Annotated in this window: 23 protein-coding genes; 7 read left to right on the forward strand and 16 right to left on the reverse strand. The window is 68.3% G+C overall.

The window, feature by feature from the left end; all coding sequences use genetic code 11:
- Position 1 precedes the first annotated feature (1 nt).
- On the forward strand, positions 2 to 1,198 hold the full coding sequence (locus ABGI63_RS09575; RefSeq protein ID WP_349742202.1) for a urate hydroxylase PuuD: 1,197 nt from the start codon (positions 2 to 4) through the stop codon (positions 1,196 to 1,198).
- Between the two features lie 87 nt (positions 1,199 to 1,285).
- Positions 1,286 to 1,660, forward strand: a complete 375-nt coding sequence (locus ABGI63_RS09580) for a VOC family protein (RefSeq protein ID WP_349742203.1) — start codon at positions 1,286 to 1,288, stop codon at positions 1,658 to 1,660.
- A 25-nt stretch (positions 1,661 to 1,685) separates the two neighbouring features.
- Here ABGI63_RS09580 and ABGI63_RS09585 read toward each other — a convergent pair whose 3' ends face one another.
- Positions 1,686 to 2,069, reverse strand: coding sequence for a VOC family protein (locus ABGI63_RS09585; RefSeq protein ID WP_349742204.1), 384 nt, complete (start codon positions 2,067 to 2,069; stop codon positions 1,686 to 1,688).
- A 1,049-nt stretch (positions 2,070 to 3,118) separates the two neighbouring features.
- Here ABGI63_RS09585 and ABGI63_RS09590 point away from each other — a divergent pair.
- A complete protein-coding gene (locus ABGI63_RS09590; protein ID WP_349742205.1) occupies positions 3,119 to 4,000 on the forward strand; it encodes a PEP-CTERM sorting domain-containing protein in 882 nt (293 codons plus the stop codon).
- Positions 4,001 to 4,013: 13 nt separating this feature from the next.
- Here ABGI63_RS09590 and fdhD read toward each other — a convergent pair whose 3' ends face one another.
- Genes fdhD through ABGI63_RS09630 form a run of 8 tightly spaced genes read right to left on the reverse strand, consistent with a single transcriptional unit; the run spans position 4,014 to position 11,870 of the window.
- Positions 4,014 to 4,811, reverse strand: coding sequence for a formate dehydrogenase accessory sulfurtransferase FdhD (gene fdhD / locus ABGI63_RS09595; protein ID WP_349742206.1), 798 nt, complete (start codon positions 4,809 to 4,811; stop codon positions 4,014 to 4,016).
- Positions 4,802 to 5,065 (reverse strand): hypothetical protein, encoded by a 264-nt coding sequence (locus tag ABGI63_RS09600; protein ID WP_349742207.1) that lies wholly within the window; start codon positions 5,063 to 5,065, stop codon positions 4,802 to 4,804. The genes fdhD and ABGI63_RS09600 overlap by 10 nt, the downstream gene beginning before the upstream one ends.
- The gene (locus ABGI63_RS09605) at positions 5,046 to 7,346 is read right to left on the reverse strand and encodes an FdhF/YdeP family oxidoreductase (protein WP_349742208.1); all 2,301 of its coding nucleotides are present in this window, start codon (positions 7,344 to 7,346) and stop codon (positions 5,046 to 5,048) included. The genes ABGI63_RS09600 and ABGI63_RS09605 overlap by 20 nt, the downstream gene beginning before the upstream one ends.
- A gap of 52 nt (positions 7,347 to 7,398) precedes the next feature.
- The gene (locus tag ABGI63_RS09610; RefSeq protein WP_349742209.1) at positions 7,399 to 8,688 is read right to left on the reverse strand and encodes a TRAP transporter large permease; all 1,290 of its coding nucleotides are present in this window, start codon (positions 8,686 to 8,688) and stop codon (positions 7,399 to 7,401) included.
- Positions 8,679 to 9,125, reverse strand: coding sequence for a TRAP transporter small permease (locus ABGI63_RS09615; protein ID WP_349742396.1), 447 nt, complete (start codon positions 9,123 to 9,125; stop codon positions 8,679 to 8,681). The genes ABGI63_RS09610 and ABGI63_RS09615 overlap by 10 nt, the downstream gene beginning before the upstream one ends.
- Before the next feature lie 47 nt (positions 9,126 to 9,172).
- On the reverse strand, positions 9,173 to 10,144 hold the full coding sequence (locus tag ABGI63_RS09620; RefSeq protein ID WP_137940991.1) for a TRAP transporter substrate-binding protein: 972 nt from the start codon (positions 10,142 to 10,144) through the stop codon (positions 9,173 to 9,175).
- Positions 10,141 to 11,055 (reverse strand): SMP-30/gluconolactonase/LRE family protein, encoded by a 915-nt coding sequence (locus ABGI63_RS09625; protein WP_349742210.1) that lies wholly within the window; start codon positions 11,053 to 11,055, stop codon positions 10,141 to 10,143. Before ABGI63_RS09625 ends, ABGI63_RS09620 begins: the two co-directional genes overlap by 4 nt.
- Complete coding sequence (locus ABGI63_RS09630; RefSeq protein ID WP_349742211.1) at positions 11,052 to 11,870, reverse strand: NAD-dependent epimerase/dehydratase family protein; 819 nt, start codon at positions 11,868 to 11,870, stop codon at positions 11,052 to 11,054. Before ABGI63_RS09630 ends, ABGI63_RS09625 begins: the two co-directional genes overlap by 4 nt.
- 110 nt (positions 11,871 to 11,980) lie before the next feature.
- Here ABGI63_RS09630 and ABGI63_RS09635 point away from each other — a divergent pair, with 110 nt between their 5' ends.
- The gene (locus ABGI63_RS09635) at positions 11,981 to 13,267 is read left to right on the forward strand and encodes a pectate lyase family protein (RefSeq protein WP_349742212.1); all 1,287 of its coding nucleotides are present in this window, start codon (positions 11,981 to 11,983) and stop codon (positions 13,265 to 13,267) included.
- On the opposite strand, the gene ABGI63_RS09640 is transcribed toward ABGI63_RS09635, so the two are convergent.
- Positions 13,257 to 14,600 carry an ATP-binding protein gene (locus ABGI63_RS09640; RefSeq protein ID WP_349742213.1) on the reverse strand — a complete coding sequence of 448 codons (1,344 nt, stop codon included), beginning with the start codon at positions 14,598 to 14,600 and terminating at the stop codon, positions 13,257 to 13,259. The two genes, ABGI63_RS09635 and ABGI63_RS09640, sit on opposite strands and share 11 nt — an antisense overlap.
- The gene (locus ABGI63_RS09645) at positions 14,597 to 15,337 is read right to left on the reverse strand and encodes a response regulator (protein ID WP_349742214.1); all 741 of its coding nucleotides are present in this window, start codon (positions 15,335 to 15,337) and stop codon (positions 14,597 to 14,599) included. Before ABGI63_RS09645 ends, ABGI63_RS09640 begins: the two co-directional genes overlap by 4 nt.
- Positions 15,338 to 15,503: 166 nt before the next feature.
- Between ABGI63_RS09645 and ABGI63_RS09650 the strand changes: the two genes are divergently transcribed.
- Together ABGI63_RS09650 and ABGI63_RS09655 are read left to right on the forward strand one after the other, a co-directional pair.
- Positions 15,504 to 15,983, forward strand: coding sequence for a DUF2147 domain-containing protein (locus tag ABGI63_RS09650; protein ID WP_349742215.1), 480 nt, complete (start codon positions 15,504 to 15,506; stop codon positions 15,981 to 15,983).
- 12 nt (positions 15,984 to 15,995) lie between these two features.
- Positions 15,996 to 17,168 carry a cytochrome c biogenesis protein DipZ gene (locus ABGI63_RS09655; protein ID WP_349742216.1) on the forward strand — a complete coding sequence of 391 codons (1,173 nt, stop codon included), beginning with the start codon at positions 15,996 to 15,998 and terminating at the stop codon, positions 17,166 to 17,168.
- A 4-nt stretch (positions 17,169 to 17,172) separates the two neighbouring features.
- On the opposite strand, the gene ABGI63_RS09660 is transcribed toward ABGI63_RS09655, so the two are convergent.
- The 5 genes from ABGI63_RS09660 to ABGI63_RS09680 all read right to left on the reverse strand — a co-directional run bounded on the left by ABGI63_RS09660 (position 17,173) and on the right by ABGI63_RS09680 (position 24,785).
- Complete coding sequence (locus ABGI63_RS09660; protein WP_349742217.1) at positions 17,173 to 19,989, reverse strand: pectate lyase family protein; 2,817 nt, start codon at positions 19,987 to 19,989, stop codon at positions 17,173 to 17,175.
- Positions 19,986 to 20,546 carry a PEP-CTERM sorting domain-containing protein gene (locus tag ABGI63_RS09665; RefSeq protein WP_349742218.1) on the reverse strand — a complete coding sequence of 187 codons (561 nt, stop codon included), beginning with the start codon at positions 20,544 to 20,546 and terminating at the stop codon, positions 19,986 to 19,988. Before ABGI63_RS09665 ends, ABGI63_RS09660 begins: the two co-directional genes overlap by 4 nt.
- A 46-nt stretch (positions 20,547 to 20,592) precedes the next feature.
- Positions 20,593 to 21,348, reverse strand: coding sequence for a rhamnogalacturonan acetylesterase (locus ABGI63_RS09670; protein ID WP_349742219.1), 756 nt, complete (start codon positions 21,346 to 21,348; stop codon positions 20,593 to 20,595).
- A 61-nt stretch (positions 21,349 to 21,409) separates the two neighbouring features.
- On the reverse strand, positions 21,410 to 24,259 hold the full coding sequence (locus ABGI63_RS09675; RefSeq protein ID WP_349742220.1) for a TonB-dependent receptor: 2,850 nt from the start codon (positions 24,257 to 24,259) through the stop codon (positions 21,410 to 21,412).
- 190 nt (positions 24,260 to 24,449) lie between these two features.
- The gene (locus tag ABGI63_RS09680; RefSeq protein ID WP_349742221.1) at positions 24,450 to 24,785 is read right to left on the reverse strand and encodes a cupin domain-containing protein; all 336 of its coding nucleotides are present in this window, start codon (positions 24,783 to 24,785) and stop codon (positions 24,450 to 24,452) included.
- 224 nt (positions 24,786 to 25,009) lie between these two features.
- Here ABGI63_RS09680 and kduD point away from each other — a divergent pair, with 224 nt between their 5' ends.
- Positions 25,010 to 25,771: a 2-dehydro-3-deoxy-D-gluconate 5-dehydrogenase KduD gene (kduD, locus tag ABGI63_RS09685; RefSeq protein WP_349742222.1), complete on the forward strand. Its 762-nt coding sequence runs from the start codon at positions 25,010 to 25,012 to the stop codon at positions 25,769 to 25,771.
- Positions 25,772 to 25,828 lie beyond the last annotated feature (57 nt).

A 25,828-nucleotide genomic window follows, 5' to 3' on the forward strand; every position in this document is an offset into this window, starting at 1 on the left:
CATGGAAACTTATCTGCTCGACTGGGCCAATCTGCTCTTGCGCTGGCTGCATGTCATCGTCGGCATCGCCTGGATCGGCGCCTCCTTCTACTTCGTCTGGCTGGACAACCATCTGCTCAAGCCTGCGGCGGCTGATCTGAAGGCCAAGGGTGTCGACGGCGAGCTGTGGGCCGTGCACGGCGGGGGCTTCTACAACCCGCAGAAGTACCTGGTGGCGCCGCCCGATCTGCCCCAGCAGCTGCACTGGTTCTACTGGGAGAGCTACTGGACCTGGATGAGTGGCTTCGCGCTGTTCGTCGTGCTCTACCTCTTCAATGCCGATAGCTTTCTGATCGACAAGCGGGTGTTCGATTGGGGCGCGCCAGCAGCGATCACGGCGGCGCTGGGCTTTCTGGCCGCCGGCTGGCTGGTCTATGACCAGATCTGCCGCCGCTTCGGCCACACCAAGGATGGTCAGATCGGCAATGACGGCCTGGTGCTGGGTCTGATCGCGGTCTTTGTCGTGGCGGCGAGCTGGGGTGCGGGCCAGCTGTTCGCCGGCCGCGCGGCCTTTCTGATCATCGGCGCGATGCTGGCGACGATGATGAGCGCCAATGTGTTCTTCTGGATCATTCCGGGCCAGAAGCAGGTGATTGCCGATATGCGCGCCGGCCGCCCGGTGAACCCGGTGTTTGGCCAGCGCGGCAAGCAGCGCAGCGTGCACAACACCTATTTCACGCTGCCGGTGCTGATCGCGATGCTCAGCAACCATTACGGCATGCTCTACAGCCATGCCCAGGGCTGGCTGGTGCTGGTGCTGCTGATGGCTGTTGGCGTGCTGGTGCGCACCTGGTTCGTCAAGCGGCACAAAGGTGTCAACGCCTGGGGCCTGATCGTCGCGGCCCTGGCCCTGCTGGCCGCGCTGATCGTCTGGATGGCGCCGGCCAAGCCAGGCGCCTCCGCCGCCGCAGCTGTGCCGACCCTGGCCCAGGTCCAGGCCGTGATCGAGCTGCGCTGCGCGATGTGCCACAACGCCCAGCTGGCCCAGAAAGGCATGCAGCTGCACACACCGGCGCTGATCGAGCAGCATGCCCAGGCGATCTACCAGCAGGCGGTCGTGCAGAAGATCATGCCGCTGAACAATGCGACGCAGATGACGGACGAGGAGCGGGCCCTGCTGGGGCGCTGGTTCGAGGGGCGGCAGGCGGGCGGGCGCTGAGCCCGATCTGGGCGCCGCTGGCGCTTGTCGGCTTGCGATGCCTGGATACTGTCAGGCCGCCATCAAGCAAGCCCAGCGCCTTCAAGCATGAGCATCAACCTCGTCAGCTACTTCGAGATCCCCGTGCTGGACCTGGATCGAGCCGTGGCCTTTTATGAAAAGGTGTTCGCTATCGAGCTGCAGCGGACCCGGATCGATGGCAACGAGATGGCTTTGTTTCCCTGGCAGGACGACGCGCCGGGCGCATCCGGCGCCCTCGCCAAGGGCGACAGCTATATGCCGGGCAGGGCCGGCGCGCGGCTCTACTTCGGAGTCGAAAGCATCGATGCCACGCTGGCAGTGGCCGTCGCGGCCGGGGCCTCGGTGCTGTATCCAGTGACCGCCGTGCCCGGCGCCGGCTGGGTCGCGGAGTTTCTGGACAGCGAAGGGAACTGCATCGCGCTGCAGGGCTCGGCGCGGTGATGCCAGTCCTCAAGCCTGCTGACCCTCAAGCCCCGAAGATCCGCCACGGTGGATTTCGACGATTTTCGCCGGCCCAGTACAGGCAGATGACATTGCCCGAAGGGTCGAGAAGGCGTGCTTCACGCCACAGCCAAGATTCGTCTTTGGGCTCCTGGTGGAAGGTGTAGCCGGCCGATTGCAGCTGACTCACCTTGGCATCCAAGTCCTCGCACTCGAAATACACGACGACATCTGATAGCTCTGGGCGCTTGCTGACTTGATGAAGGGAGAAAGTTGAACCTCCGTCAGGACACTCAAGCCGTGCGTAGTGCGGCAAGGCGCTGACGATGGCACGAAGGCCCAGGCCGCAGTAGAACCTGACAGAGTTCTCGACGTCGACTGCGGGGAGCGTGACCTGATTGAGTTGCATCGGATGTGGCGGGGTCGTGGTTCGGCGGCCTATCGTTTGACATGAGGGGCCAACGACGGTGGCACCAGCCCAGGCAAGGAGCCCAAAACGGGACCGCCATTGGTTGTCCGCTCGATGGAGTGTTTAGGCCTCATTGGCGCGCCTACTCCGATTGGAGTGCATGCGAGCAAACAGGACGAGAACGTGGCGAGCGAGGCCAAACGCTGGGATAACGACAATAGCCGATGTCGACCGTTGAAAAACGGCGGTGGCAATTACGGCTAAAACGCTGAGCAGTTGAGCACCAAGGAGAAGCTTCCCTGGCAATGTGGCGAGGAAGGCGCTTCGACGCGCCGGGAAGTCTGCAGTTGAATTTGAAAGGCCAACTGGCAGAGCGCGAAGGGCCTGCGATTCCACGAAACCGGCAAACGCACCCAGCAGTGCGCCGCCAAGAACCATTGCAGCGCTGGGGCTTGTGACCGAGGCAGCCCCAGCAAGAAATACACCCCAAACCGCCATGAAGAACAGCGTGCTGCGAAGAGTGGGAAAGGTGAACATTGAGGCCTAGACAAGATGGCTTCGTGACGCCGGGCGGCCCGACCCCTGCGATGCCGTAGGTTGCAGGCGCTGGGCCTGCAGAGCTGCACCAAGGCACCCGGCGGACGGGCTGCCGGGGCGTTGGGAGTTTGCGAGGAGCCGGGCCATGAGTCAGGAATCTAGCACCGTGTTCATCGGGTTGGATTTTCGGAAGGACGGTATCGGCATCGCTGTTGTGGATGCGCCGCGAGACGGCGAGATTCGGCATGTCTGCAGTAACAAGTGCGACCTCGACGCGATGTACAAGGCGCTTCCCCGGCCGCTCAGTCGGGCCAGGTCTTGCGCATCTTCTACGAGGCTGGCCCCTGCGGGTTCGTCATCTGGTGTCACTAGAGCAGGCAGAGCCTGTGCGACCCTGCAAGGGTCTTCTCTCCATCAAAGGCTAATGCACATCACCGGTTCCTGGGACACACGGTCCGGCGGGCAAGTCCTGACCCTAGAATCCGTGCGATCGTTGCTGCAGGGAGATGAAGATGCGAGTCTGCAAGCAGGCAGGAATTCTGTCTTTGGCGGTTGGGTCGGGAGTGAGCGCATTCGCTGCGCCATTGCCTCCAGGCCTTGGCTTTCAACAACATATCCAACTGGTTGGTCACCTGCCCGATGGTGGGTTGACGACGGCTGTAGGCGCGGCGCGCTACGACCCCGTGGTCACCAACACTGCCACGCTGGGCGACAGCAGGACCGGGATGAGCGCCGAGGCTTCGGTCAGCGCTGGAGCGGCGCGCTTCGAGCTGGTTGGCGGTCACGATCCCTGTGTTGTCGGACAGCCTGGCACGACTATTTGCCCGAGGTCCACGACCTACCCAGTTAACGCGACCATTGTCATGAGCGACATGATCAGCCTGCAGGGAAAGAACTCCGGTCAGACCTATCTGACCGTCCATTTCTCCGGCAGAGTGATTGGTCACCCGAGGGATGGAGATGATCGTGCGAATGCCGTTTTCGGTGAAGCCGGCGTGCGGGTTGCCTTCAATCTGCTGAACCGTACCAACGGTGGTGGTTTCGGTGACCGACTGGAGCTACTCTCTAGCGAGCTTCTTGGCCCTGGCGGGCTATGTCTGCCCAACAATGCAGACCTCAGCTGCAGCGCCTCGGTCAATATGGACAAGAGCTATGCGCTGAACTGGAGCGGTGACTACTCGCAATGGATTATCCAGGCGACCGTCACGGGCTACGCATCCGGCACCTGGGAAGCGCTGTTCGGAAATACGGTCTCCTTTGGTGTGCGTACCGTACCGGACGTTGACGTGACCTCGGTATCCGGCTCACTACCGGTCAGCGTCGTGCCTGAACCTGCGTCAGCGCTGCTGCTTGGCCTGGGTCTAGCGTGCCTGGCCTTGCGTAGACGGTCTTAACACTGCCAGTCACCTACCCCGTGTACAACACCGCCTGCTCCCCCCGACAAAATCCATACAGCTGCAGCCCGGTCCGGCGCGCGATATCCACCGCCAGCGTGGTCGGGGCCGAGATTGTCGCCAGTGCTGGCACGCCCAGGCGGGCGCATTTGAGCACCAGCTCGTAGCTGGCGCGGCTGGACATGATGACGAAGCCGCTGCCATCGTCGCAGGGCAGGCCGTCCATCTGGCGTCGGCCCAGCAGCTTGTCGAGCGCGTTGTGGCGGCCCACGTCTTCCATCACCAGCAGCAGGTCGCCGTCCGGCGTGGCCCAGGCGGCGGCGTGGTGGGCGCCGGTCTGCGCGTTCAGCGGCTGCAGCGCCGGCAGCTGCGCGAAGGCGCGGGCCACGGCGGCGGGGGAAATCTGTTGTGGACGGGCCAGCGGCTGCGGGGCCAGGTCGAGCTGGCGCAGGCTGTCGATGCCGCACAGGCCGCAGCCGGTGCGGCCGACCAGGGTGCGGCGCCGCTCCTTCAAGCGCATCTCGGCGCTGGCCGCCACCTGCAGCTGGACCTCGCAGCCCTGCGGCTGGAACAGCAATTCGATGCCATAGCATTCGGCGCGCGACTGCAGCAGCCCTTCCGACAGCGCGAAGCCCAGCGCGAAGGCCTCCAGATCGGCCGGTGTGGCCATCATCACGGCCTGCGAGATGCCGTTGAAGACCAGGGCCACCGGCAGCTCCACCGCGACCTGGTCGAGCTGCGCCTGCCGCTCTTCGCCGCTGATGCGCTGCACGGCCAGGGCCTGGATAGGCTCGCTTGTCGTCACCGGCATTGCGCGCGCCCCTGCTCGGTCAGATGCACCAGCCAGCGGCCGCTGCCGTCCTCATCGCAGGCCAGCCGCACCCAGCCCGGGCCGGCGATGCCGCCCAGCCGCGCCTCGCTGAGCAGCGTGTACTCGCGCATCAGCAGGCTGACATTGAGGCCCAGGCGCTTGCCGATGCGGGTCAGCGCGACGCCCCGGCCCCCGTTCTGCTGATCCAACTCGGCCAGCGTGTGCAGCAGGTTCTCAGACAGCAGCGTGGACACTGAGCTTCACCGGGATCGATTTGGAGGTGGGCGTGCGCGCATCGATGGCAAAACTCTGCAGCGGCACCAGCGGATTGGTCTCCGGGTAGTAGCTGGCCAGGCAACCGCGCGGGATGTCGTACTCGACCAGCAGGAAGCGCTCGGCGCGCCGTTCCTTCACAAGCGCGTGCCCGTCGTCATAGAGGCTGGTGATGTCCACCCAGTCGCCGGCCTTCATGCCGATCTGGCGCAGGTCCTCGGCGTTGATGAAGACCACGCGGCGGTGGCCCCAGACGCCGCGGTAGCGGTCGTCCATGCCGTAGATCGTCGTGTTGTACTGGTCGTGCGAGCGCACCGTCGCGAGCGCGAACACGATGGTGTCCTGTTGCTGCTGGTGGCGTCGGGCGCGATGGACGCTGGTATCGGTGGGCACCGCGTGGCAGCGGAACTCGGCCTTGCCCGAGGCCGTGGCCCAGACCCGCTCCGAGGCGGTGTTGCGCAGGCGAAAGCCACCGGGCGTCTTGATCTTCTCGTTGAAGCCGGCGAAGTCGGGGAACACCGCCGCTATCTTGTCGCGGATCGCCGCATAGTTGCCGGCCAGCGCCAGCCAGGGCGTGCGGCTGGCCGGCAAGGTGGCGGCGGCCAGGCGGGCGACGATCATGGGCTCGGACAGCAAGTGCTCCGAGGCCGGTGCGTTCAGCCCGGCCGACAGATGGACCATGCTCATCGAGTCCTCCACCGTCACGCCCTGCGGCCCGCCGGCCTGCATATCGATCTCGGTGCGGCCCAGGCAGGGCAGCAGCAGGGCCTGGCGGCCATGGACCACATGGCTGCGGTTGAACTTCGTCGCCACATGCACGGTCAGCGCGCAGCGCCGCAGCGCCGCCCAGGTGGCGGCGGTGTCAGGTGTTGCCGCGGCGAAATTGCCGCCCATCGCGATGAAGACCTTGGCCTGGCCGTCGCGCATGGCCTCGATCGCGCCGACCGTGTCGACGCCGTGCGCGCGCGGCGGCTCGAAGCCGAACACCTCGCCCAGGCGGTCCAGAAAGGCGGCGGCGGGCTTCTCGTAAATGCCCATCGTGCGGTCGCCCTGCACATTGCTGTGGCCGCGCACCGGGCAGGCGCCGGCGCCGGGCCGGCCGATATTGCCGCGCAGCAGCAGCAGATTGGCAATCATCTGGATGGTCGCCACCGCATGCTGGTGCTGGGTGATGCCCATGCCCCAGCAGACGATCACGCGCTGGCTGCCGGCATAGAGCTCGGCGGCCTGGTGGATCTGGGCCTGGCTCAGGCCCGACTCGGCGACGATCAGCTCCCAGGACTCGGCGCGCAGATCGGCGATCAGCGCCTCGACGCCGACCGTGTGCGCGGCGATGAAGTCGCGGTCCAGCACCGGCGCCGTATCGTCCAGCTCGATCAGGCGTTTGCAGATGCCCTTCAGCAGCGCCAGATCGCCGCCGATCTTGAGCTGGAAGTAGTGGCTGCTGATGGCCGTCGAGCCGAAGGTGGCCATCTCCAGCTTGTTCTGCGGGTCGGCAAAGCGCTCCAGGCCGCGCTCGCGCAGCGGGTTGAAGCTGACGATCTTCGCGCCGCGCTTGGCCGCCGCGCGCAGCTCGCCCAGCATGCGCGGGTGGTTGGTGCCGGGGTTCTGGCCGAAGATGAAGATCGCGTCGGCCTGCTCGAAATCATCCAGGGTCACCGTGCCCTTGCCAACGCCGATGGTCGGGCGCAGTCCCGAGCCGCTGGGCTCGTGGCACATATTCGAGCAGTCGGGGAAGTTGTTGGTGCCGAACTCGCGCACGAAGAGCTGGTACAGAAAAGCGGCCTCGTTGCTGGTGCGCCCCGAGGTGTAGAAGATCGCCTCGTTGGGGTCGGCCAGGCCTTGCAGCTCGCGGGCGATCAGCGCGAAGGCATCGTCCCAGGCGATGGCGCGGTAGCGGTCGCTGGCCGCGTCGTAGACCATGGGTTCGGTCAGGCGGCCGGTGGCCTCCAGCGCGAAGTCGCTCTCCTGCGCCCATTCGCTGACGGTCTTGGCACCGATCACGGCGGGCGTGGCGCGCCGGCTGGTGGCCTCGGCCGCGACGGCCTTGACCCCGTTCTCGCAGAACTCGAAGCTCGACGCATGGTTGCGGTCGGGCCAGGCGCAGCCGGGGCAGTCGAAACCGTCGGGCTGGTTGGCGTGCAGCAGGGTTCTTGCGCCCTTGGCGACGATGTCCTGCTCGAACAGCTGCCGGGCCACGCTTCTCAGCGCGCCCCAGCCGCCGGCCGGGCCCTCATACAACTCGATTTTCTGTTCGCTCATGTCCTGCCTGCAGACTTGCCATACCAGGCAGGAGCGTATCAGTTGGCGAGCGCTATCTGAACAGGCCCGGCAGCCACAGCGAGAAGGCCGGCACATAGGTCACCAGCATCAGGGTCGCGGTCAGCGCGCCGTAAAAGGGCAGGATGGATCGCATCACCTCGCCCACCGAGATCTCGCCGATCGCGCAGCCGACGAACTGGGTGCTGCCCACCGGCGGGGTGTTCAGCCCCAGCGCGCAGTTGATCAGCATCATGATGCCGAACTGCACCGGGCTCATGCCGAACTGCTGGCAGATCGGCAGAAAGATCGGCGTGCAGATCAGGATGGTGGCCGCCATGTCCAGAAAGGTGCCGAGCAGGAACAGCAGGATGTTGACCATCAGGAAGATCACCCAGGGCGAGCTGGTGATGGCCGTCATCAGCTCGCCGGTCTTCTGCGGCACCTCGTACAGCGCCATGAAGTAACCGAAGGCCGAGGAAATGCCGATCAGCAGCAGCACCACGCCGGTGGTCTTGCAGGCCTTGGCGCAGGCCTTCAGAAAGTGCGGCCAGCTCAGCGAGCGGTAGACGAAGACCGTGATCAGCAGCGCCCAGAACACCGCGGTGGCTGCCGACTCGGTGGCGGTGAAGACTCCGCTGAGAATGCCCACCAGGATGATGACGACGATCAGCAGGCCCGGCAGCGCGCCGATGAAGGCGGCCAGCACGGCAGTCCAGCCGGGGAAGGCGCCATGGGTCGGGTAGCCGCGCTTGACCGCGACGCCGTAGGCGGCGGCCAGGTTGGCGAGGGTCAGCAGCACGGCCGGGATCAGCGCCGCCAGGATCAGGTCGAACACGCTGACCGCCGCAATGCCGGCGGTGGCCAGCGTGAAGATGATCAGATTGTGCGAGGTGGGCATCAGCGCACCGACCAGCGAGGCATGCGTGGTCACATTGACCGCGTAGTCGGCGTGATAGCCCTGCTTCTTCATCAGCGGGATCATCACCGAGCCCATCGCCGACACATCGGCCAGCGGCGAGCCGGCCACGCCGCCGAACAAGGTGCAGCCCAGCACATTGCTCATGCCCAGACCGCCGCGCACATGGCCGACCAGGCTGTTGGCGAAGCGCACGATGCGGTCGGCGATGCCGCCGTGCAGCATCAGCTCGCCGGCAAAGACGAAGAAGGGGATGGCCAGAAAGGAGAACACCTGCATGCCGCCGACCATCTTCTGGAACACCACCGCCACCGGCAGGCCGGCGGCGATGATGGTGGCCACCGAGGCCAGGCCGATGGAGAAGGCGACCGGCACGCCCAGCAGCAGCAGCACCGTGAAACTAATCCCGAGAACAGTCAATTCCACGCTGGCTCCACAGTCTCGCCCTTCAGCAGCGCGACGATATGTTCGATTGAAAAAAGCACGATCAGCACGCCGGCGATCACGATGGGCACATAGTCGATGCCCTCGGGCACATTGAGCATGGGCTTGCGCTCGTTCCACTTCAGCGTGGCCCAGAGCCAGCCGCTCTTGGCCATCAGCGCGCCGAACAGCGCGACCAGCGCATGGATCAGCAGCTCCAGCTTGCGCCGCAGCTTCTCGGGCAGCAGGGCCGCCAGCGACTCCAGGCCGATATGGCCGGCGTCGCGCACCCCGACCGCGACGCCGAAGGCGGTCACGAAGAGTATCAAGAGCATCGCCAGCGCCTCGGCCCAGGTGGGGGTGTCGTTGAACACATAGCGGCCCACCACCTGGAATTGCACGCACAGCACCACCGCGATCAGGCCCGCCACCGCCGCCATCAGGGCCAGCTTGGACAGGCCCGCGCAGAGCCTGGTGAAGCGAGACCTCACTGGGTGTCCTGCACCGCCTTGACCAGGCGCTGCAGATCCGGCGTGGTCATGAACTTGGCGTAGACCGGGCCCATCTGGGCCTGGAAGCCGGCCTTGTCGACCTCGACGATCTCGGCCCCGCCGGCCTTGACCGCGGCCAGGCTCTTGGCCTCCTGCTCGTCCCACTTCTTGCGCTGGAAGGCCACCGATTCCTTGGCCGCCGCGCGCACCAGGTCCTGGTCGGCCTTGGGCAGCTTGTCGAACACCGCTTTGCTCATCAGCAGCATCTCGGGCGCCATCGAATGTTCGGTCTTCGAGTAGTACTTGACCGCCTCGTAGTGCTTGAAGCCGTCGTAGGAGGGCACATTGTTCTCGGCCGCATCGATCAGCCCGGTCTTCAGCCCGGTATAGACCTCGCCGATCGGCATCGGCGTCGCGTTCGCGCCCATCGCGCTGACCAGGGCCACCCACAGATCGCTCTGCTGCACGCGGATCTTCATGCCCTTGGCATCGGCGACGCTCTTGACCGGCTTGCGGCCGTAGATCGAGCGGGCGCCGCTGTCATAGAAGGCCAGGCCGACAAAGCCCTGGGCCTCGCAGCTCTTCAGGATCTCCTCGCCGACCGGGCCGTCCAGGCTCTTGCGCATATGTTCGACCGAGCGGAACAGAAAGGGCATGGTCGGCACCTGGGTCTTGGCGCAGATCGCATTCATCGGGCTGATGTTGACGCGTGTCATCTCCAGCGCGCCGATCTTGACCTGGTCTATGGTCTCCTTCTCGGTGCCCAGCGCGCCCTTGTTGAAGACCTTGATCTTGTGCTTGCCGCCGCTCTTCTGGGCCAGCAGCTCGCTCATGTACTTGACGGCGGCCACGGTCGGGTAGTCGTCGGCGTTGTGCACATCGGCCGAGCGGAACTCGATCGCGGCGGCGTCCTTGCCCATCAGGGCGAGCGCGGCGAGGGCCAGGCCGGCCAGCTTGTACTGTTTCATGGTTTTGTCTCCTTGATCTCGGTGCAGGGGTGGGGTGTTTCCGGAAGTCCTTGAACGCCGGGGCGCAGCGCAAACAGCGCGCCGTCCAGCGGCTTGGTCGTCGTGCCGTCCTCGGGGCGCATCGAGGCGATCACCAGCAGGTCCAGCGCCGGCCCGCCGAAGGCGCACATGGTCGGCTTGACCACCGGCAAGGCGATGCGGCGGTCCAGCCGGCCGGCCGGCGTGTAGCGCAGCACTGCCGCGCCGTCGTTGGCGCAGATCCAGTAGCCGCCCTCGGCATCGACCGCCGCGCCATCGGGGCGGCCCGCCGGCAGCGCGGTGATGAAGTCGCGCGGCGTGCCGGCGCGGCCGGTCTCGCGCTCGTAGTCGCAGGCCCAGACCCGGGCCTGCGAGGCATGCGAGTCGCTGAAGTACAGCGTGCCGCCGTCGGGGCTGAAGCCCAGACCATTGGCCACCAGCAGATCCTCGCGCAGCGCCGGTTGCCAGGGGCCTGCCTCGCCCGGCGCGGACAGGCGCGCCAAGCGGCCCTTGGCCTGGCGCTCGGCACCGCCGGCCAGGTGCAGGCTGCCGACCCAGAAGCGGCCCTGGCGGTCGCAGCGGCCGTCGTTGAAGCGCATATCGGCGCCATGCGGCGCGGCGGCGAGCAGGCGCAGCCCGGCGGCATCGCGGTCGTCGAGATCGAGCGCATAGACGCCGTCCTGCAGCGCCGCGATCAGCCCGCCGCCCTCGCGCAGCGCGATGCAGCCGATCTGCTGCGGCAGCGCCCAGCTGCGCGCCGGCCGGGCCGAACCGTCATGGCGCCACAGCCGCCGGCCGCTGATGTCGACCCAGAAAAAGGCGGCCGCCTCGGCCGACCACAGCGGGCTCTCGGCCAGCTGGCTGTCGCCCTGCCACCAGAGCTCGGGCGTCATGGCTTGGCCTCGAAAGGGCCGAGGCCCAGAAAGCTGCCGCCCTGCAGCCGCGCCATCGGCGTGCCGGCGGGGAAGTCGATGGCGCCGACGCTGGCGCGCCAGGCCTCGGCGCTGTCCTGCGGGCGGTAACCGATCTGCGCCCAGCCGTCCTCGCTCCACCAGCGCTCGGGGTTGGCCGAGACGCCATAGACCGTCAGGCAGCCGACTTCCGGTGCGCGCAGCGCCGCCAGCACCAGGCGCAGCAGATCGGCATGGCTGAGCCAGGTGGACAGCGCGCGCGCATCGGGCGGCTCGGCCGTTGCGGTGCCTATGCGCAGGCAGACCGACTCGATGCCGTAGCGGTCCCAGTAGAGCCGGGCCATGCCCTCGCCGAACAGCTTGCTGAGGCCGTAATAGCCGTCCGGCCGGGGCGGATCCTGCGGGCTCAGCGCGGCGCCGCGCTCGTAGCCGCCGCTCACATGGTTGGAGCTGGCGAAGACGATGCGGCGCGTGCCGGCCAGGCGGGCCGCCTCGTAGAGATGGAAGACCCCGTCCAGATTGGCCGGTGCGATCTGCTCGTAGGGGCTCTCGACGCTGACACCGCCCAGGTGCACGACGGCGTCGACACCCTGCAGCAGGTCCCGCACTGCGGCGCGGTCGGCCAGGTCGCAGGGCTGCTGCTCTTCATGCGCGGTCAGGCCGCCGTCCAGCGGCAGGCGGTCGCTGAGCCGCAGCCGGTGGCAGGCCCGGCCCAGCGGCGCGCGCAGCACCCTGCCCAGGGTGCCTGCGGCGCCGGTCAGCAGCCAGGTCGATGGCGTCTTGTCGTCAGGGTTCATGCGGCCTGATGCGGCTTTAGGGACAGCCCTGTGCCGGAAATGAAAGTGTCTTTGTAGAATATCGAAACACTGTTTCGGAAATGCTAGGGGATTCCATGAGGACCTATCGGATGGCGCTCGCCGCGTGGCTGATGCTGGTGCCCGCCGTCCACGCGCTGGACCGCGCCGGCATCGCCCACCCCGGCTGGGCCACGACCCAGGGCGGGCAGGGCGGCCGCATCCTGCGCGTCGACACGCTGGCGGCCGACGGCCCCGGTTCGCTGCGCGCGGCGTTGGAGGCCCAGGGGCCACGCATCGTGGTCTTCGAGGTCGGCGGCGTGATCGATATGGCGGGCGCCAAGCTGCAGATCCGCGACCCCTTCGTGACCGTGGCCGGCCAGACCGCGCCGGACCCCGGCATCACCGTGATCAAGGCCGAGACCCTGATCGCCACGCATGATGTGATCGTCCAGCACCTGAGGTTCCGGCCCGGCGAGTTCGGCCGGCCCAAGAAGGGCGGCGGCGACCAGGACGGCATCTCGACCGCCGGTGCGGCCCACAACATCATCGTCGACCACTGCAGCTTCTCCTGGGCCACCGACGAGAACCTGTCGGTCTCCGGCCCGCGCTTCGAGGGCGCCACGCCCGCGCAGTGGCGCCAGCACACCGGCCGCCAGATCACCTTCAGCCACAACCTGATCTACGAGGGCCTGGCGAACTCGGTGCACGCGAAGGGCGAGCACTCCAAGGGCTCGCTGATCCATGACAACGCCAGCGCCATCCTGATCTACGGCAATGTCTATGCCTCCAACCGCGAGCGCAACGCGCTGTTCAAGGGCGGGGTGCAGGCGGCCATGGTCAACAACCTGATCTACAACCCCGGTGCCAAGGCGGTGCACTACAACCTGGTCGCGCATGAATGGGCCGGCCAGCCCTACCAGACCGGCCGGATCAGCCTGGTCGGCAATGTGCTGCGCCACGGGCCCGACACACTGGCCGGCACGCCGCTGTTCGCGCTCGGCGGCCATGGCGATGTGGAGCTGTTCATGCAAGGCAATGTGGCGCTGGACATGGCCGGCCGCGCGCTCGCGCAGACCGGGGTCTACACGGCCGGCCCGGCCCGCATCGTCGCCGCCGAGCAGCCCTATCTGCCGCCGGGGCTGCAAGCCCTGCCGGCCGAACGGCTGGAGGCCGAGCTGATGCTGGCCGCCGGCGCGCGGCCCTGGTCCCGCGATGCGATCGACTTCAAGCTGCTGTCCGACGTCGCCGAGGCGCGCGGCCAAATCATCGACAGCGAGAGCCAGAACGGCGCCGGCTTCCCGCGCCACGCGCCGACCCGGCGCCGCTTCGATCCGGCCGACTGGCATCTGCAGGACATGAGCCCGCGCCAGGGCTGGCAGAGCCTGTTCAGGCGCTGAGACGCTCGGCGGGCAGGCTCAGCGTCGCGCACAGGCCGCCGCCGTCGCGGTTCGCCAGGCTCAGCCGGCCGCCCAGGCTCAGCGCCAGCTGCTCGGCGATCGCCAGGCCCAGGCCGGTGCCGCCGCTGCCGCGGTTGCGCGAACCTTCCAGGCGATGGAAGGGCTGCAGCACCGCGGCCAGCTGATCCTCGGGGATGCCGGGCCCGCGGTCCGCGACGGTGATCTCGATGCCCGTCCCGGTCGGCGCCAGGCTCAGCTCGGCGCTGCCGGCGAATTTCAGCGCGTTGTCCAGCAGATTGCCGACCAGGCGGCGCAGGGTCAGCGGCCGCGTCAGCAGCGGCGCCACCGCCTCGGCCCGCAGGCTCAGCGGGGCGCCGAGGTCCTGGTAGTCGCAGACCAAGGCATCGAGCAGCGCGCGCAGATCGGTGCGGCAGGGCGGCTCCAGCGCCGCATGGGCGCTGCGCGCATAGGCGATGCCTTCCTCGACCAGGGCCTGCATCTGGCCCAGATCGGCCTGCAGGCGCTCGCGCAGCGGGCCCTCGTCCAGCAGCTCGGCGCGCAGCCGCATCCGGGTGATCGGGGTCTGCAGATCGTGCGAGACGGCGGCCAGGATCTGCGCTCGCTCGGCCAGATGGGCGGCGATGCGCCGCTGCATCGCATTGAAGGCGCGCGCGGCACCGGCGACCTCGGTCGGACCGTTCTCGTCCAGCGGACTGGCCAGCGCCGCTCGCTCGGGGTCCAGCCCGTCGGCCGCCCGGGCCAGCCGGGTCAGCGGCCGGGTCGCCAGCCTGACGCCCCACCAGGCAGCCAGCGCGAACAGCGCCAGCTGCGCCGCGACCACCGCCCACACCGTCGCCGACAGCCCCACCGGCAGCGCCCACAGCTCCAGCGTCAGCGGCGCGCCATCGGCCAGGCGCAGCGCGATGAAGCGCCGCTGCCCGGCATCGCCCTGCGTGAGCAGCGCCAGCGGCCGCGCCGGCCCGAGGGCGGCCTGCAAGGTCGCGGCGATGCGCGGGCCCAGCGCCGAGCGGTCGGGCTCGGCGCTGGCGGGCGGCGCTGCCAGGTGGAAGCGGTAGTTGGGCCGCGCGATGCGGGCCAGCCAGGCGGGGCGCTCGGCGGCCGGCAGCCGCTCCAGCGTCGCGACGGCGGCCGCCACGTCCGGCCCCAGATAGTCCAGCATCAGGCGCCGACCCAGCTCGGCACGCCCGCCCAGCAGCCAGACCAGGGTCAGGCTGTGGGCCAGCAGCAGGGCCAGGAAGAGGATGGCCGCGACCCGGCCGACCAGCGACGCGGGCCAGGCCCACCGTGCCAGCCAGCGCCCCAGCCGCCTCATCGCGCCAGCCCGATGGGCCGCACCTCGGCCGACAGCACATAGCCCTCGTTGCGCACGGTCTTGATATAGCGCGGCTCGCGCACCTCGTCGCGCAGGCGCTGGCGCAGCCGGCTGATCAGCAGATCGATCGAGCGGTCGAAGGCATCGGCCTCGCGGTTCTGCGTCAGGCTCAGCAGCTGGTCGCGCGACAGCACCTGCTGCGGATGGGCCAGCAGCACGCGCAGCAGCCGGTACTCGGCGCCGGTCAGCGCCACCATCGTGCCCTGGGCATCGAGCAGATGGCGGGCCCGGGTGTCGAGCCGCCAATCGCCGAAGGCCAGGCCATCGGCCGCCTCCTGCACCCTCAGATTGGGCGGCAGCATGCGGGCGCGCCGCAGGATGGCACGGATGCGGGCCAGCAGCTCGCGGGCGGCGAAGGGCTTGGTCAGATAGTCGTCGGCGCCCATCTCCAGGCCCAGGATGCGGTCGCTCTCGTCGCTGCGCGCGGTCAGCATCAGCACCGGCACCGGCTCGACATCGCGGGCGCGCAGATCGCGGCACAGCGACAGCCCGTCCTCGCCGGGCAGCATCAGGTCCAGCACGATCAGGTCGACCGGCCCCTGCGCCAGCACCGCGCGCAGCTGGCGCGCGTCGGCGGCGGCGCTGACGCGCAGGCCCTGGCGGCGCAGGTACTCGCCCAGCAGGCTGCGTATCTCGGGGTCGTCGTCGACGATGAGGATGTGATCCGGGGCTTGCATGGCTCGCTACCTTAGCGCCCGCGATGCGCGGGCCGGGGTCTGTTTGTATCCCAACTTGTCTGCCGCGCTCGCCGACACGCGCCGCGACAAAAAGCCCAGGCCCCGGACACAGGGCCGGCGGCCTGCCGCGCTGCAATCAGGGCCTCACCACCGAAGGGAGCACCCGATGCGACAACTGATTCTGAACAGCGGCCCGGCCCTGCTGCTGATGGCCGGCCTGCTGGCCCCGGCGCAGGCCCAGGCGGGCGATCCGCGCGGCCGCTGGCTGACGGCCAACGGCAATCTGGAAGTCGAGATCGCACCCTGCGGCGCGGCGCTGTGCGGCAGCGTCAGCCGGGTGCTGGGCAACCGTTCGATGAGCGGCGAGGGGCAGGCCGAGATGAAGCCGGCCGACCCCCGGCCGGCGCTGGGCATGCAGCTGCTCAGCGATTTCCAGCCGGTCGCGGCGGAGGCCGGCCAGCCGGTCAGCGCCTGGCGGGGCCGGCTCTACAACCGCGAGAACGGCAAGCACTATGACTGCACGCTGCGGGTCAGCACGGCCGACAACGCCGCCGGCGAGCTGATCCTGCGCCCCTATGTGGGCCTGCCGCTGTTCGGCAAGACCCTGGTCTGGACCCGCGTGGCGCCCGCCGCCGCGGCTCAGTAAGCGGGGGCCCAGATGCTGCAAGCCCTGCTGAGCTTTGGCGCCGGGATCGTCACCGTCGCCAGCCCCTGCATCCTGCCCATGCTGCCGCTGCTGCTGGGTGCCAGCCTGGGCGGCCCGGCCTCGCGCGGGCGGCCGCTGCTGATCGTGCTGGGCTTTGTGCTGTCCTTTGCCGGCGCGGCCCTGCTGTTCGGCGCCTCGACCCGGGCCCTCGGGCTGTCGCCGGATCTGCTGCGCAACGCCAGCATCGCGGTGCTGCTGATGTTCGGCCTGCTGCTGGCCTGGCCGGCGCTGCTGGAGCGGGCGATGGCAGGGTTCGGCCATCTGGGCGGCCTGGGCGGCCTGGCCGCGCTGGGCCAGCGCCTGGGCGAGCGGGCCGGGGCCGGCCCGGCCGGTGCCCTGCTGCTGGGCCTGAGCCTGGGCCTGCTGTGGACGCCCTGCGCCGGCCCGGTGCTGGCCTCGGTGCTGGCCCTGGTGGCCGGCGAGCAGGACGCGCTGAAGGCCTTCGGCCTGCTGCTGGCCTATGCGGCCGGTGCTGGCCTGCCGATGCTGGCGATCGCCTACGGCGGCCAGGCCGTGACCCGCCGTGTGCGCGGGCTGGCCCGCCATATGGGGCGGGTGCGCCAGGGCTTCGGTCTGCTGGTGATGGCCACCGCGCTGGCCATCTACGCCCAGCTTGACACGCAGTTCGTCGCCTGGCTGTCGCGTGGCATGCCGGCGGCCCAGGCCAAGCCGGCGACTCCGGCCGCCACCCGTAGCGCGCCCGAGTTCGCCGGCATCACGCAGTGGTTCAACAGCGCGCCGCTGACTCTGGGCGGCCTGCGCGGCCGGGTCGTGCTGGTCGACTTCTGGACCTTTGACTGCGTCAACTGCATCAACACGCTGCCGCATCTGCGGCGCTGGAGCGAGCGCTATGCGGATCAGGGCCTGGTGGTGGTGGGTGTGCACACGCCCGAGTTCGGCTTCGAGCGCGACAGCGCCCATCTGCAGGCCGCGATCAAGCGCCACCGCCTGCCTTATCCGGTGGCCCAGGACAATGGCTGGAAGACCTGGAGCGCCTGGGGCGTGCAGTACTGGCCCTCGCTGTTCCTGATCGACCGCCAGGGCCGGCTCGTGTTCCAGCATGTCGGCGAGGGCGACTACGAGGAGATCGAGCGGCAGATCCGGCAGGCGCTGGGGCCCCAGTGAGCTCTCAGGGCAGCGGCGCCCACCCCCCTGGCGCGCCCGTCGCGATGGTCGAGCTGTGGAAGATCTCGGCGCGGCTGCTCAGGCCCGCGTCGCTGCCCAGCTGCTTGGCCAGCAGCACCGTCTTGTCGGTGCCGCCGAGCTTGACGGTCGCGCTGCCCAGCCTGGCGCTCAGGTCCAGCGGCGCACCGCCCAGGTCCAGGCTGCCGATCTCGCGCCAGCCCGCGGTGTCGCTCGCGCCGCCATCGCTGCCGCCGGCCCAGGGGGGTGGGTTGCTGCCGCAGCCGCCTGTGCCCTGACCGGTCTTGCTGCTGCCGCTGCCGACGCACCAGCCGATCGGCAGGATGTGGGCGCCGATGCGGCTGTTGACGAAGGCGATGTTGTCGACATAGGCGCTCGATGCGGTGCCGCCGCTGCGGGCCAGATAGGCTTGTGTGACACCGGGGCCGGCGGTGAGGCGGCTGTTCAGGAACACAAAGCCCTTGTCACCGGCGGTGGCGCGGGCCTGCAGGATGTAGCCGGGCGAGTTGCTGGCGGGGTCGGCCACCGAGCGGATCTCGCTGTCCTCGAACAGGCTGGCCATCGCACCGCCCCAGATGAAGTCCACATTGCCCTCGACCAGGGACTGGTAGATCCAGTTGTAGCCCTTGAGCTGCAAGGTGTCCTGCTGGCTGATGAAGTTCATCTGCTTGGCGACCAGGCGGCCGGCCGCGGCCGTCGTGCTGGTGTTGAAGTACAGGGCCTCGGCCTGGTTGTCGTAGAGCGTGCTCCGCTCGTGCGGGTTCTTCAGCGTGAAGTTGAGCAGGCTCAGCAGGTCGGCGCTCTCGACCAGCAGCACCGAGCGTCCGCCGCCCAGCACGCGGTGGCCGGCCGTGCGGCCGGCGCTGGACAGCGCCGTGCCGGGCGTCGCAGTGCTGGCGCCGCTGCCGGCGTTGAGCGACTCGAAATTGGCCTCGCCCACCACCACGCCTTCGCGGCTCTCGCCGACCAGGCTCAGGTTGTGGACACGCCGCAACACGGCCAATTCAGGATAGTGGCCGTTGGCGATCTCTATGGTCTTGGGCGTGGCCACGGTGTTGCAGCCGTAGTCGGCCGGGCTGCCGGTGGCGCAGTGCTTCATGACCCAGTTCAGCGCGCCCTGCAGCGTGCGGAAGTCGGCCGCGCTGCCGCCGTCGTCGACGCGGACCTGGGTGTAGCTGCTTGGCGCGGCGCGGGTCGTGAAGCGCCAGCCATCGGCCTTGGCGATGCCGGCAAAGGGCGTGCCCTTGATCGTGCCGCTCAGCACGGCGGCGTCCATCGTCACGTAGTAGGCGGTGTTGAAGTCCAGCTTGCCGCTGCGCAGCTTGACCAGGGCCTTGCTGCCCTGCACGCTGACCGGCCGGTACCAGACCCAGCGGGCCAGCGCCGGGTTCTCGGGCATCGCACCCAGGCCCAGCGCATCGATCTCCAGATTGGTCCGCGCCAGCAGGGTCTGGGTGTCGCTGGCCGAGGGGGCGGTGGAGAGGTCCAGGCTGTCGACCAGCGCATCGTCGCTGGCGCGGCGGACCTGGATCAGGCCGCTGCTGCCGATCAGCGGCGGCGCATCGAAGGCCAGCGCGAGCCGGGTGTCGGTGGGCACGCCGGTCTCCTGGGCTGCCGGGACCTTGGTGCCGGCCACGTCGTCGACATTGCCCGAGCCGCTGATCTGGGTCGTCAGCTTGCCGGCGCCGGCCTGGGCCAGCGCATTGGCCTTGGCGAGGACCGCGGGCCGCGGCTTGTAGGCATAGGGCGGGGTCCAGGCGACCGGCGCGCCGGCCACGCTGCAGGCGCCCAGCGCCGCGTTGTTGAGCGTGGAGCCGCTGTCCTTGAAGCCGCCGCTGCGGTCGGCGCTGGGATGGCTGACCAGCGCGTCGCAGCCGGCCGCACCCTCGATCGCGAAGGCATTGCCGTGCGACAGCACCTGGGCGGCCTTGCCGATGCCGACGCTGTAGCTGTGGGCGTAGGGGCTGGCGCTCTTGCTGCCGGTGAAGACGTTGTTGAACAGATGGACCTGGCCGAAGCGCACGCGCGGCACGCGCTGGCTGACGCCGCTGAACACATTGTTGGCGATCGTCACGCGCAGCTTGCCGGCATCGCTGGTCTGGCTGTCGGAGCCGCCGATCAGCATGGTCTTGTCGTGCTGGCTGATGAGGTTGTAGGACACCGTGACCAGGTCGGCGCCCTTGGTGATGTCGATGGCGCCGTCGTGGCATTGCCTGAGCTTGCCGTTCTCGATGGGCAGCTGATCGTCGGTCAGCGGTGCGTCGGTGATGGTGTTGTGGTCGATCCAGATCTGGGTGGCCGTCGTGATCGCGATCGCGTCATAGGCCGAGTTCCAGTTGCCCAGGGCGCCGTCGCTCGGATCCCAGACGGGCGCCATATCGCAGGGCGCGACGATGTGCAGATTGCGCACGATCACCTGGCTGACGCCGCTGATGTCGATATGGCCGTTGACAAAGCCGGCCCCCGGCCCCTCGCCGACCAGGGTGGTGTGGCTGGGCAGCTTGATGCGGGCGCGGGCCTTCTGATCCGCAGCGCTGGTGAAGGGCCGGCCCTCGCTCATGTCTATGGTGCCGGCCACCTTGATGATCTTGGCCAGATTGCCGCCATTGGCCAGCGCGGCCAGCAGCTCGGCGCGGCTGCTGACCGTGTAGATGCGCTCGGGCGTTGCGGCAGCGCCGCCCACGGTGCCGGCGCCCCAGCCGTCCGCGGGCGCGGCTTGCTGGGCCATGTCAACCGCGCCGGCCTGCAGCGACGAGAACAGGGATAGCAGTGGCAGCAGGGCGAGACAGTGCTTCTTGCTCATGCCTGGCCTCCCTGACGGCGACGCAGTGCGGCCAGCCCGACCAGGCCGGCCAGACCGGTCGCCAGCAGCGCGATGCTGGCCGGCTCCGGCACCGGGGCCAGACTCAGCTGCAGCTCGAAGCTGGGAAAGGCATCGCTGGTGAAGCTCAGCGCGCCAAAGCTGATGCTGACGCTGCTGGGGCTCAGCAGCGTGGCGCTGACCGTGCCGCCGCCGAGCTGGCTGATGTCCTGCAGCGCGATGCCGGTGATCGCGGCGCCCAGGCCGGCGAAGTCCAGGCTCAGCGTCGCGCCGGCCATGCTGCCGCTGCCGCTGTTGTCGTAGAGGCGGATCAGGCCGTCGCTGAACAGATCGATGGCCAGCGCGTAGTCGGCGCTGAGGTATTCCAGCTCGCTGTCGCTGAGTGTGGCGATATGGCTGCCGGCGCCGCTCTGGTAGCCCTGGTTCCAGCCGAGCAGGCTGGGCTGGCCGTCGAGCAGCGCGGTCACGGTGGTCTGGGCCAGGGCGGCGCCGGGTGCTAGCAGACAGGCCAGCAGGCTTTGCAGAAGAAGAGGTCTCATGCGCTTTGTCTCCGATGCCGTCGAGCGGCTTGTTGTGGGGAAGAACTCAGGGCAGCAGCTGCGCGCCCAGCTCGGGGCTCAGGTCTTGCAGCTGCCGGGCGACCAGGGATGCGAAGAGCCGCGCCCCCTTGTCGCCCAGATGGGTGCGGTCGAACACGGGATTGGCGGCGCCGGCGCGCTCGGCTGTGGTCGCCGGGTGGATGGGCGCACCGGGCGCTGGCTTGGCCGCCATCGCCAGCGTGTCGGCCTCGGCCTCGCCCATGGCCTGGACCGCGGCGCGGCTCAGTCCGTGCAGGTCCAGCAGCGCGACCTGCTTGTCGGCGGCCACGCGTCGGGTGGCGGCGGCCCAGGGCGCGAGGTCGTCGTGCAGCCAGGGGCCGCGAAAGCTGCGCCGGGTCAGCGGGGTCAGCAGCATGGGCGTGGCGCCGGCGGCGCGCACCTCGTCGACATAGCGGGCCAGGTTGGCGGGAAAGTCATGCACCAGATCGGTGGAGCGGCCGGGCTTGCCGGGCTGGTCGTTGTGGCCGAACTGGATCAGCACATGGCTGGGCCGGCCCTCCGGCTCGCGCAGCAGTGCCAGCACCTGCTCCCACAGGCCTTCGGCGCGGAAGGAGCCGGAGCTGCGGCCGCCGCGCGCCAGGTTCAGGCACCGCAGCCCGGGTTTGAAGCGGGCGCACAGCGCGTCGCCATAGCCGCTGCGCGGCGCCATCGTCGAGTCGCCGACCAGGATCAGGCGGCCGTCGGCCTGGGCCATCGATGCCAGCCAGCACATCGCCAAGCCGACGAGGGCGGTTCTCTTCATCGTCTATCGCTCCTGAACAGGGACGAAAAAAAACCGGGCCTGGCCCGGTTTTGGCACTGGCTCAGAACTTGTAGCGAGCGCCCAGCAGGAACTCGCGGCCGGTGATGTTGTAGACCACCGGACTGTTGCGGGCCCGGCTGACGAACTGGTCCTTCGCCCGGTTGTTCAGATTGGTGCCCTCGAAGGTCAGTGTGAGGCGGTCATCCCATTTGTAGTTGAGCGAGAGGTCCACGTTCACCGCGGCATTGGTGCCTTCCACATCGTTGTTGTTCTGACCGGGGACCCGGGTCAGGAAGGCGGATCGGTAGGACGTGGAGACGCGGGCGCTGAAGCGGCCGTCGTCGTAGTACAGCGACAGGTTGCCCGAGCGCGGTGACAGTCCGATCAGGTCGTCGACGATGGTGGCGTTGTTGGCCCCGCTGTCGCGATAGGTGACATCCGACTTGACGTAGGTGTAGTTGAACTGCATCCCGGTGTTGCGCCAGATGCCGGGCAGGAAGCTGAAGGGCTGCTGCCAGTTCAGCTCCACGCCCTGCAGCGATCCGCCCTGGGTATTGATCGGCGTGGTGATCGCGTAGACCGTGTCGGCCGATTGCGAGTTGGGCAGCGAGGCGATAGGGAGGCCGGTATCGCCGTAGCGGACGCTGCCTCGCAGGCTCTGGATATAGGTGTCGATGTCCTTGTAGAACAGGCCCAGGCCCAGGAAGCCGTCACGGCTGAAGTACCACTCGCCGTTGATGTCCAGGGTCTTGGCGCGGTAGGGCTTGAGGCCGGGGTTGCCCGCCGTGATGGTCTGGTTGGCCGTGTTCAGCGACATGCCGGGGTTCAGGTCATTCAGCCGAGGGCGGGCCATGACCTTGGCCGCCGCCGCACGCAATATCACGTCACGGGACAGGTTGACGGCCAGGTTCAGCGAGGGCAGCACATCGCTGTAGTTCTGCGATTCCTGGGTCGGGGTGCCGCCGCCCACGGAGTCGTAGCCGGACGCGGTCTGCGCGGTGCGCACATAGCGGACCCCGACATTGCCACGCACCGGGAAGCTCGAGACCTTCTCATTGAACTCCATCATCAGGTAGGCACCCTCGTCCTTCTCGGTGGCGCCAAAGTTGTTGCCGCGCGCGCTGCCGTTGGTGATCGATGTCAGGCGGAAGTCGCCGGGGCCGCCGGCCGGTCCGCTCTTCAGGCAGTTGCAATAGATGTCGTAGGCCGCGGAGATGGCACTGAGGTTGGGGATCAGCCAGGCGGTCGGCACGCCGGCGGGCAGGCCCAGCTCCTTGCCGAAGCCGGTCAGCATGGTGGTCAGGCTGCTGGCGCTGACACCGGCGGGCGGCGCGTACATGACCGCCTCGTTGGAACGACGGAACTCGAAGGTGTCGAAGGAGAAGCGCTTGTAGCTGATGCCTGCCTTGGCGGTGTAGCGGTCGGGCACCAGATCCCAGCTCAGGTCGACCTGGCCGTTGTCGCTGCGGTTGGTGGCGCCGAGCGGACGGATGCGTATCTCGCTGCTGACCAAGGTGCCGGGCACCGTGGCCGCGCCCGCAGCGGCGGTGACAAAACCCAGGCCGCCGGGTGTCAGCGAGGTGACGGAGATCGGATAGGTGATAGACGGCAGGCGATCGTTGCCGCTGAAGTCGATGGTGTAGCCATTGACGTTGTTGGCGTCCAGCGTGGTGGTGGTCTGCACCGGGTTGCGGAAGCGGCTCTTGCTCTGGCCCATCTTGACGCTCATGCGCAGCGTGTCGCTGAAGTCGTGATCGACGCTCAGGGTCGGCTGCACATACTCGGTGAACAGGCGGTCGAAACGAGATTCGGAGCGAATGTCCACCCCGTTGTAGACGCCGCGCACGAGTTCTCCCGAGGCGTCGTACTTGGCCTCCAGCACGCTGGTCTGGGGCTTGCCGTTGGTGCCGGTGCGGCTGAAGGAGATGGCTTGCAGGAAGTCTTCCTGGCGCGTCGCTTCCAGCTTGGCATACATGATGTCGGCGGACACCAGCGTGTTCTCGCCCGGGCGGAACTGCATCGAGCTGGTGACGCCGAGGCGGTCCTGGTCGTGCGTCAGCCGGCCGTAGCGGGGCAGGCGTGGGTGGAAGTTGGCGGCATTGTTGGACGCGGCCAAGGCGGCGGCGTCGGAGCCGGCTGCGGCGAACAGGCCCTGGCTGCTGACACCGTTGGCCCAGCGCACCGTCGAGAAGCCTTCTTCCAGCACCTTGCGCTCGGAGTAGGCGACCGACATCAGCAGGCCGAAGCGACGGCTCTCGTCGGTGTAGGACAGCAGGCCCGCGACGCGCGGCGTGGTCTTGCCGGACATATCGTTGTAGCGACCCTGGGCCGAGCCGGTCGCGGTGAAGCCGGGCTTGAAGTCGAAGGGGCGCGCCGCCTGCAGATCCACGGTCGCGCCCAGCGAGCCCTCGTCGACATCGGCCGAGGCGCTCTTGCGTACCGTGATGCTGTTGAAGAGTTCGGAGGCGAAGACGTTGAAGTCGAAACCGCGCGAGCGGTTGGCGCCGCCCGAGCTGTCGGTGCCGCCGGTAGTGGCCAGCGCCTCGATGCCGTTGATGCGCACGCGGGTGAAGTCGGCGCCCAGGCCGCGCACCGTGATGCTGCGGCCCTCGCCGGCATCGCGATCGATCACGACGCCGGGCACGCGCTGCAGCGACTCGGCCAGATTGGTGTCGGGGAACTTGGCGATGTCCTCGGCCTTGATGACATCGACGATGCCCTTGTCATCGCGCTTGGCACGCAAGGCACTCTCCAGCGAGGCGCGCAAGCCGGTGACGACCACGGTCTCCATCGCCTGCGGCTGGGCAGCGGGCGCGGCGCTCTGCGCTGCGGCAAGCAGGCTGGTGGAGCCCAAGAGGCAGGCGGCCAGTTTGGACAGTCGCGGCTGCTTGAGCCTGTGGCGGGTTTGCATGGTCTAGTCTCCTATTGATTTTTGGCGCAGGCTCGCCCGATGCGAGCAGGGCACGGCTTGGCATTCACCGACCGCTGCGGGTTCTGTGCCCGTAGCTCGGTCTGAGATGGGATGACAGCGGCGCGCGCAGGGCGCCTCTTGACGGGGCGGCCGCGCGCTGCAGTGCGGCGACCGCTGGACCTCGAGCGACTTAGAGGTAGTCCTCGCGGCGGGGGGAGAACTGGTCCAGCAGGGTGCTGCCGGCTTCAAGAGCCACCACGCCGTGGGTATGCAGGCGGGGCGCGACGAAAGCGTCGCCGACTTTCAGGATGCGCTTGACCCCGGCCACCTCGGCCTCGAACGAACCGGCGATCACATAGGCGATCTGGTCATGGGCGTCGTGGGCGTGCGGGGTGCCGATCGCGCCGCGGTCGAACTGCACCAGCACCGACATCAGCTCCGGCGTGTGGCCGACGATCTTGCGCCGTATGCCCTCGCCCAGCTCGGTCCAGGGCGTGGCGTCGTTGTCGAAGTAACTGCTGCTCATCTCTTGGCTCCGCTGTCTCCACCCGAAAGCCCGGGCGCGGTGTGATGTCTGAAACATCGATTTGCAGCTACTATAGCGCCGACGCAAATAAATGAAACATTGGTTCACTAAATAGAAACCATAATTCCGGGAAAGTCCCGAGCTGCGTTAGGCTAGCGGCCATTGAGCCCCCAGGGGCATGCCGAGACGCCTGTTCAGCGCGTCAGAAATCAGCGAGACAGCACATGATTCTGGACAATTTCCATCTGCAAGGCCGCGTCGCCATCGTGACCGGCTGCAACACCGGCCTGGGCCAGGGCATGGCCCGGGCGCTGGCCCAGGCCGGCGCCGACATCGTCGGCGTCAACGTGTCCGAACCCGACGAGACCCGCGAGCAGGTCCAGGCGCTGGGTCGCCGCTTCCTCGATCTGCGCGCCAATCTGTCCGACATCAGCTGTCTGGAAGGCCTGGTCGGCGAGGCCAAAAGCTTTGGCGGACGGGTCGACATCCTGGTCAACAACGCCGGCATCATCCGCCGCGAGGATGCGATCAAGTTCAGCGAGAAGGACTGGGACGATGTCATCGACCTGAACCTGAAGACGGTGTTCTTCTTCTCGCAGGCCGTGGCGCGCCAGTACATCGCCCAGGGCAGCGGCGGCAAGATCATCAATGTGGCCTCGATGCTGTCCTACCAGGGGGGCGTGCGCGTGCCCTCGTACACGGCCAGCAAGAGCGGCGTGATGGGCATCACGCGGCTGATGGCCAATGAATGGGCCTCGCAGCGCATCAATGTCAACGCGATCGCGCCCGGCTATATGGCCACCAACAACACCGCCGCGCTGCGCGCCGACGAGGGCCGCAATGCCGCCATCCTCGAGCGCATCCCAGCCGGGCGCTGGGGCGTGCCGGATGATCTGGCCGGCCCGGTGGTCTTCCTGGCCTCGCAGGCGTCCGATTACGTCAACGGCTACACCGTGGCCGTCGACGGCGGCTGGCTGGCAAGGTAAGCCTTCCTTTCTCACTGCCGCGACCCGGGCCGTCAGAGCCCGGGCGCTGTCCTACCG

The sequence above is a fragment of the Roseateles cavernae genome (genome assembly GCF_040187885.1).
Taxonomy (GTDB): Bacteria; Pseudomonadota; Gammaproteobacteria; order Burkholderiales; family Burkholderiaceae_C; genus Roseateles_E; species Roseateles_E cavernae.

Coding starts and splice junctions, on each gene's coding strand:
- ABGI63_RS09615 (WP_349742396.1), bottom strand. CDS start 9,125: ATGGCGGCGGTGGCGGGCCTGATCGCGGTGGTGCTGTGCGTGCAATTC.
- ABGI63_RS09575 (WP_349742202.1), top strand. CDS start 2: ATGGAAACTTATCTGCTCGACTGGGCCAATCTGCTCTTGCGCTGGCTG.
- ABGI63_RS09620 (WP_137940991.1), bottom strand. CDS start 10,144: ATGAAACAGTACAAGCTGGCCGGCCTGGCCCTCGCCGCGCTCGCCCTG.
- ABGI63_RS09630 (WP_349742211.1), bottom strand. CDS start 11,870: ATGAACCCTGACGACAAGACGCCATCGACCTGGCTGCTGACCGGCGCC.
- ABGI63_RS09670 (WP_349742219.1), bottom strand. CDS start 21,348: ATGAAGAGAACCGCCCTCGTCGGCTTGGCGATGTGCTGGCTGGCATCG.
- ABGI63_RS09625 (WP_349742210.1), bottom strand. CDS start 11,055: ATGACGCCCGAGCTCTGGTGGCAGGGCGACAGCCAGCTGGCCGAGAGC.
- ABGI63_RS09655 (WP_349742216.1), top strand. CDS start 15,996: ATGCTGCAAGCCCTGCTGAGCTTTGGCGCCGGGATCGTCACCGTCGCC.
- ABGI63_RS09580 (WP_349742203.1), top strand. CDS start 1,286: ATGAGCATCAACCTCGTCAGCTACTTCGAGATCCCCGTGCTGGACCTG.
- ABGI63_RS09590 (WP_349742205.1), top strand. CDS start 3,119: ATGCGAGTCTGCAAGCAGGCAGGAATTCTGTCTTTGGCGGTTGGGTCG.
- kduD (WP_349742222.1), top strand. CDS start 25,010: ATGATTCTGGACAATTTCCATCTGCAAGGCCGCGTCGCCATCGTGACC.
- ABGI63_RS09665 (WP_349742218.1), bottom strand. CDS start 20,546: ATGAGACCTCTTCTTCTGCAAAGCCTGCTGGCCTGTCTGCTAGCACCC.
- ABGI63_RS09645 (WP_349742214.1), bottom strand. CDS start 15,337: ATGCAAGCCCCGGATCACATCCTCATCGTCGACGACGACCCCGAGATA.
- ABGI63_RS09605 (WP_349742208.1), bottom strand. CDS start 7,346: ATGAGCGAACAGAAAATCGAGTTGTATGAGGGCCCGGCCGGCGGCTGG.
- ABGI63_RS09635 (WP_349742212.1), top strand. CDS start 11,981: ATGGCGCTCGCCGCGTGGCTGATGCTGGTGCCCGCCGTCCACGCGCTG.
- ABGI63_RS09660 (WP_349742217.1), bottom strand. CDS start 19,989: ATGAGCAAGAAGCACTGTCTCGCCCTGCTGCCACTGCTATCCCTGTTC.
- ABGI63_RS09585 (WP_349742204.1), bottom strand. CDS start 2,069: ATGCAACTCAATCAGGTCACGCTCCCCGCAGTCGACGTCGAGAACTCT.
- ABGI63_RS09640 (WP_349742213.1), bottom strand. CDS start 14,600: ATGAGGCGGCTGGGGCGCTGGCTGGCACGGTGGGCCTGGCCCGCGTCG.
- ABGI63_RS09675 (WP_349742220.1), bottom strand. CDS start 24,259: ATGCAAACCCGCCACAGGCTCAAGCAGCCGCGACTGTCCAAACTGGCC.
- fdhD (WP_349742206.1), bottom strand. CDS start 4,811: ATGCCGGTGACGACAAGCGAGCCTATCCAGGCCCTGGCCGTGCAGCGC.
- ABGI63_RS09680 (WP_349742221.1), bottom strand. CDS start 24,785: ATGAGCAGCAGTTACTTCGACAACGACGCCACGCCCTGGACCGAGCTG.
- ABGI63_RS09650 (WP_349742215.1), top strand. CDS start 15,504: ATGCGACAACTGATTCTGAACAGCGGCCCGGCCCTGCTGCTGATGGCC.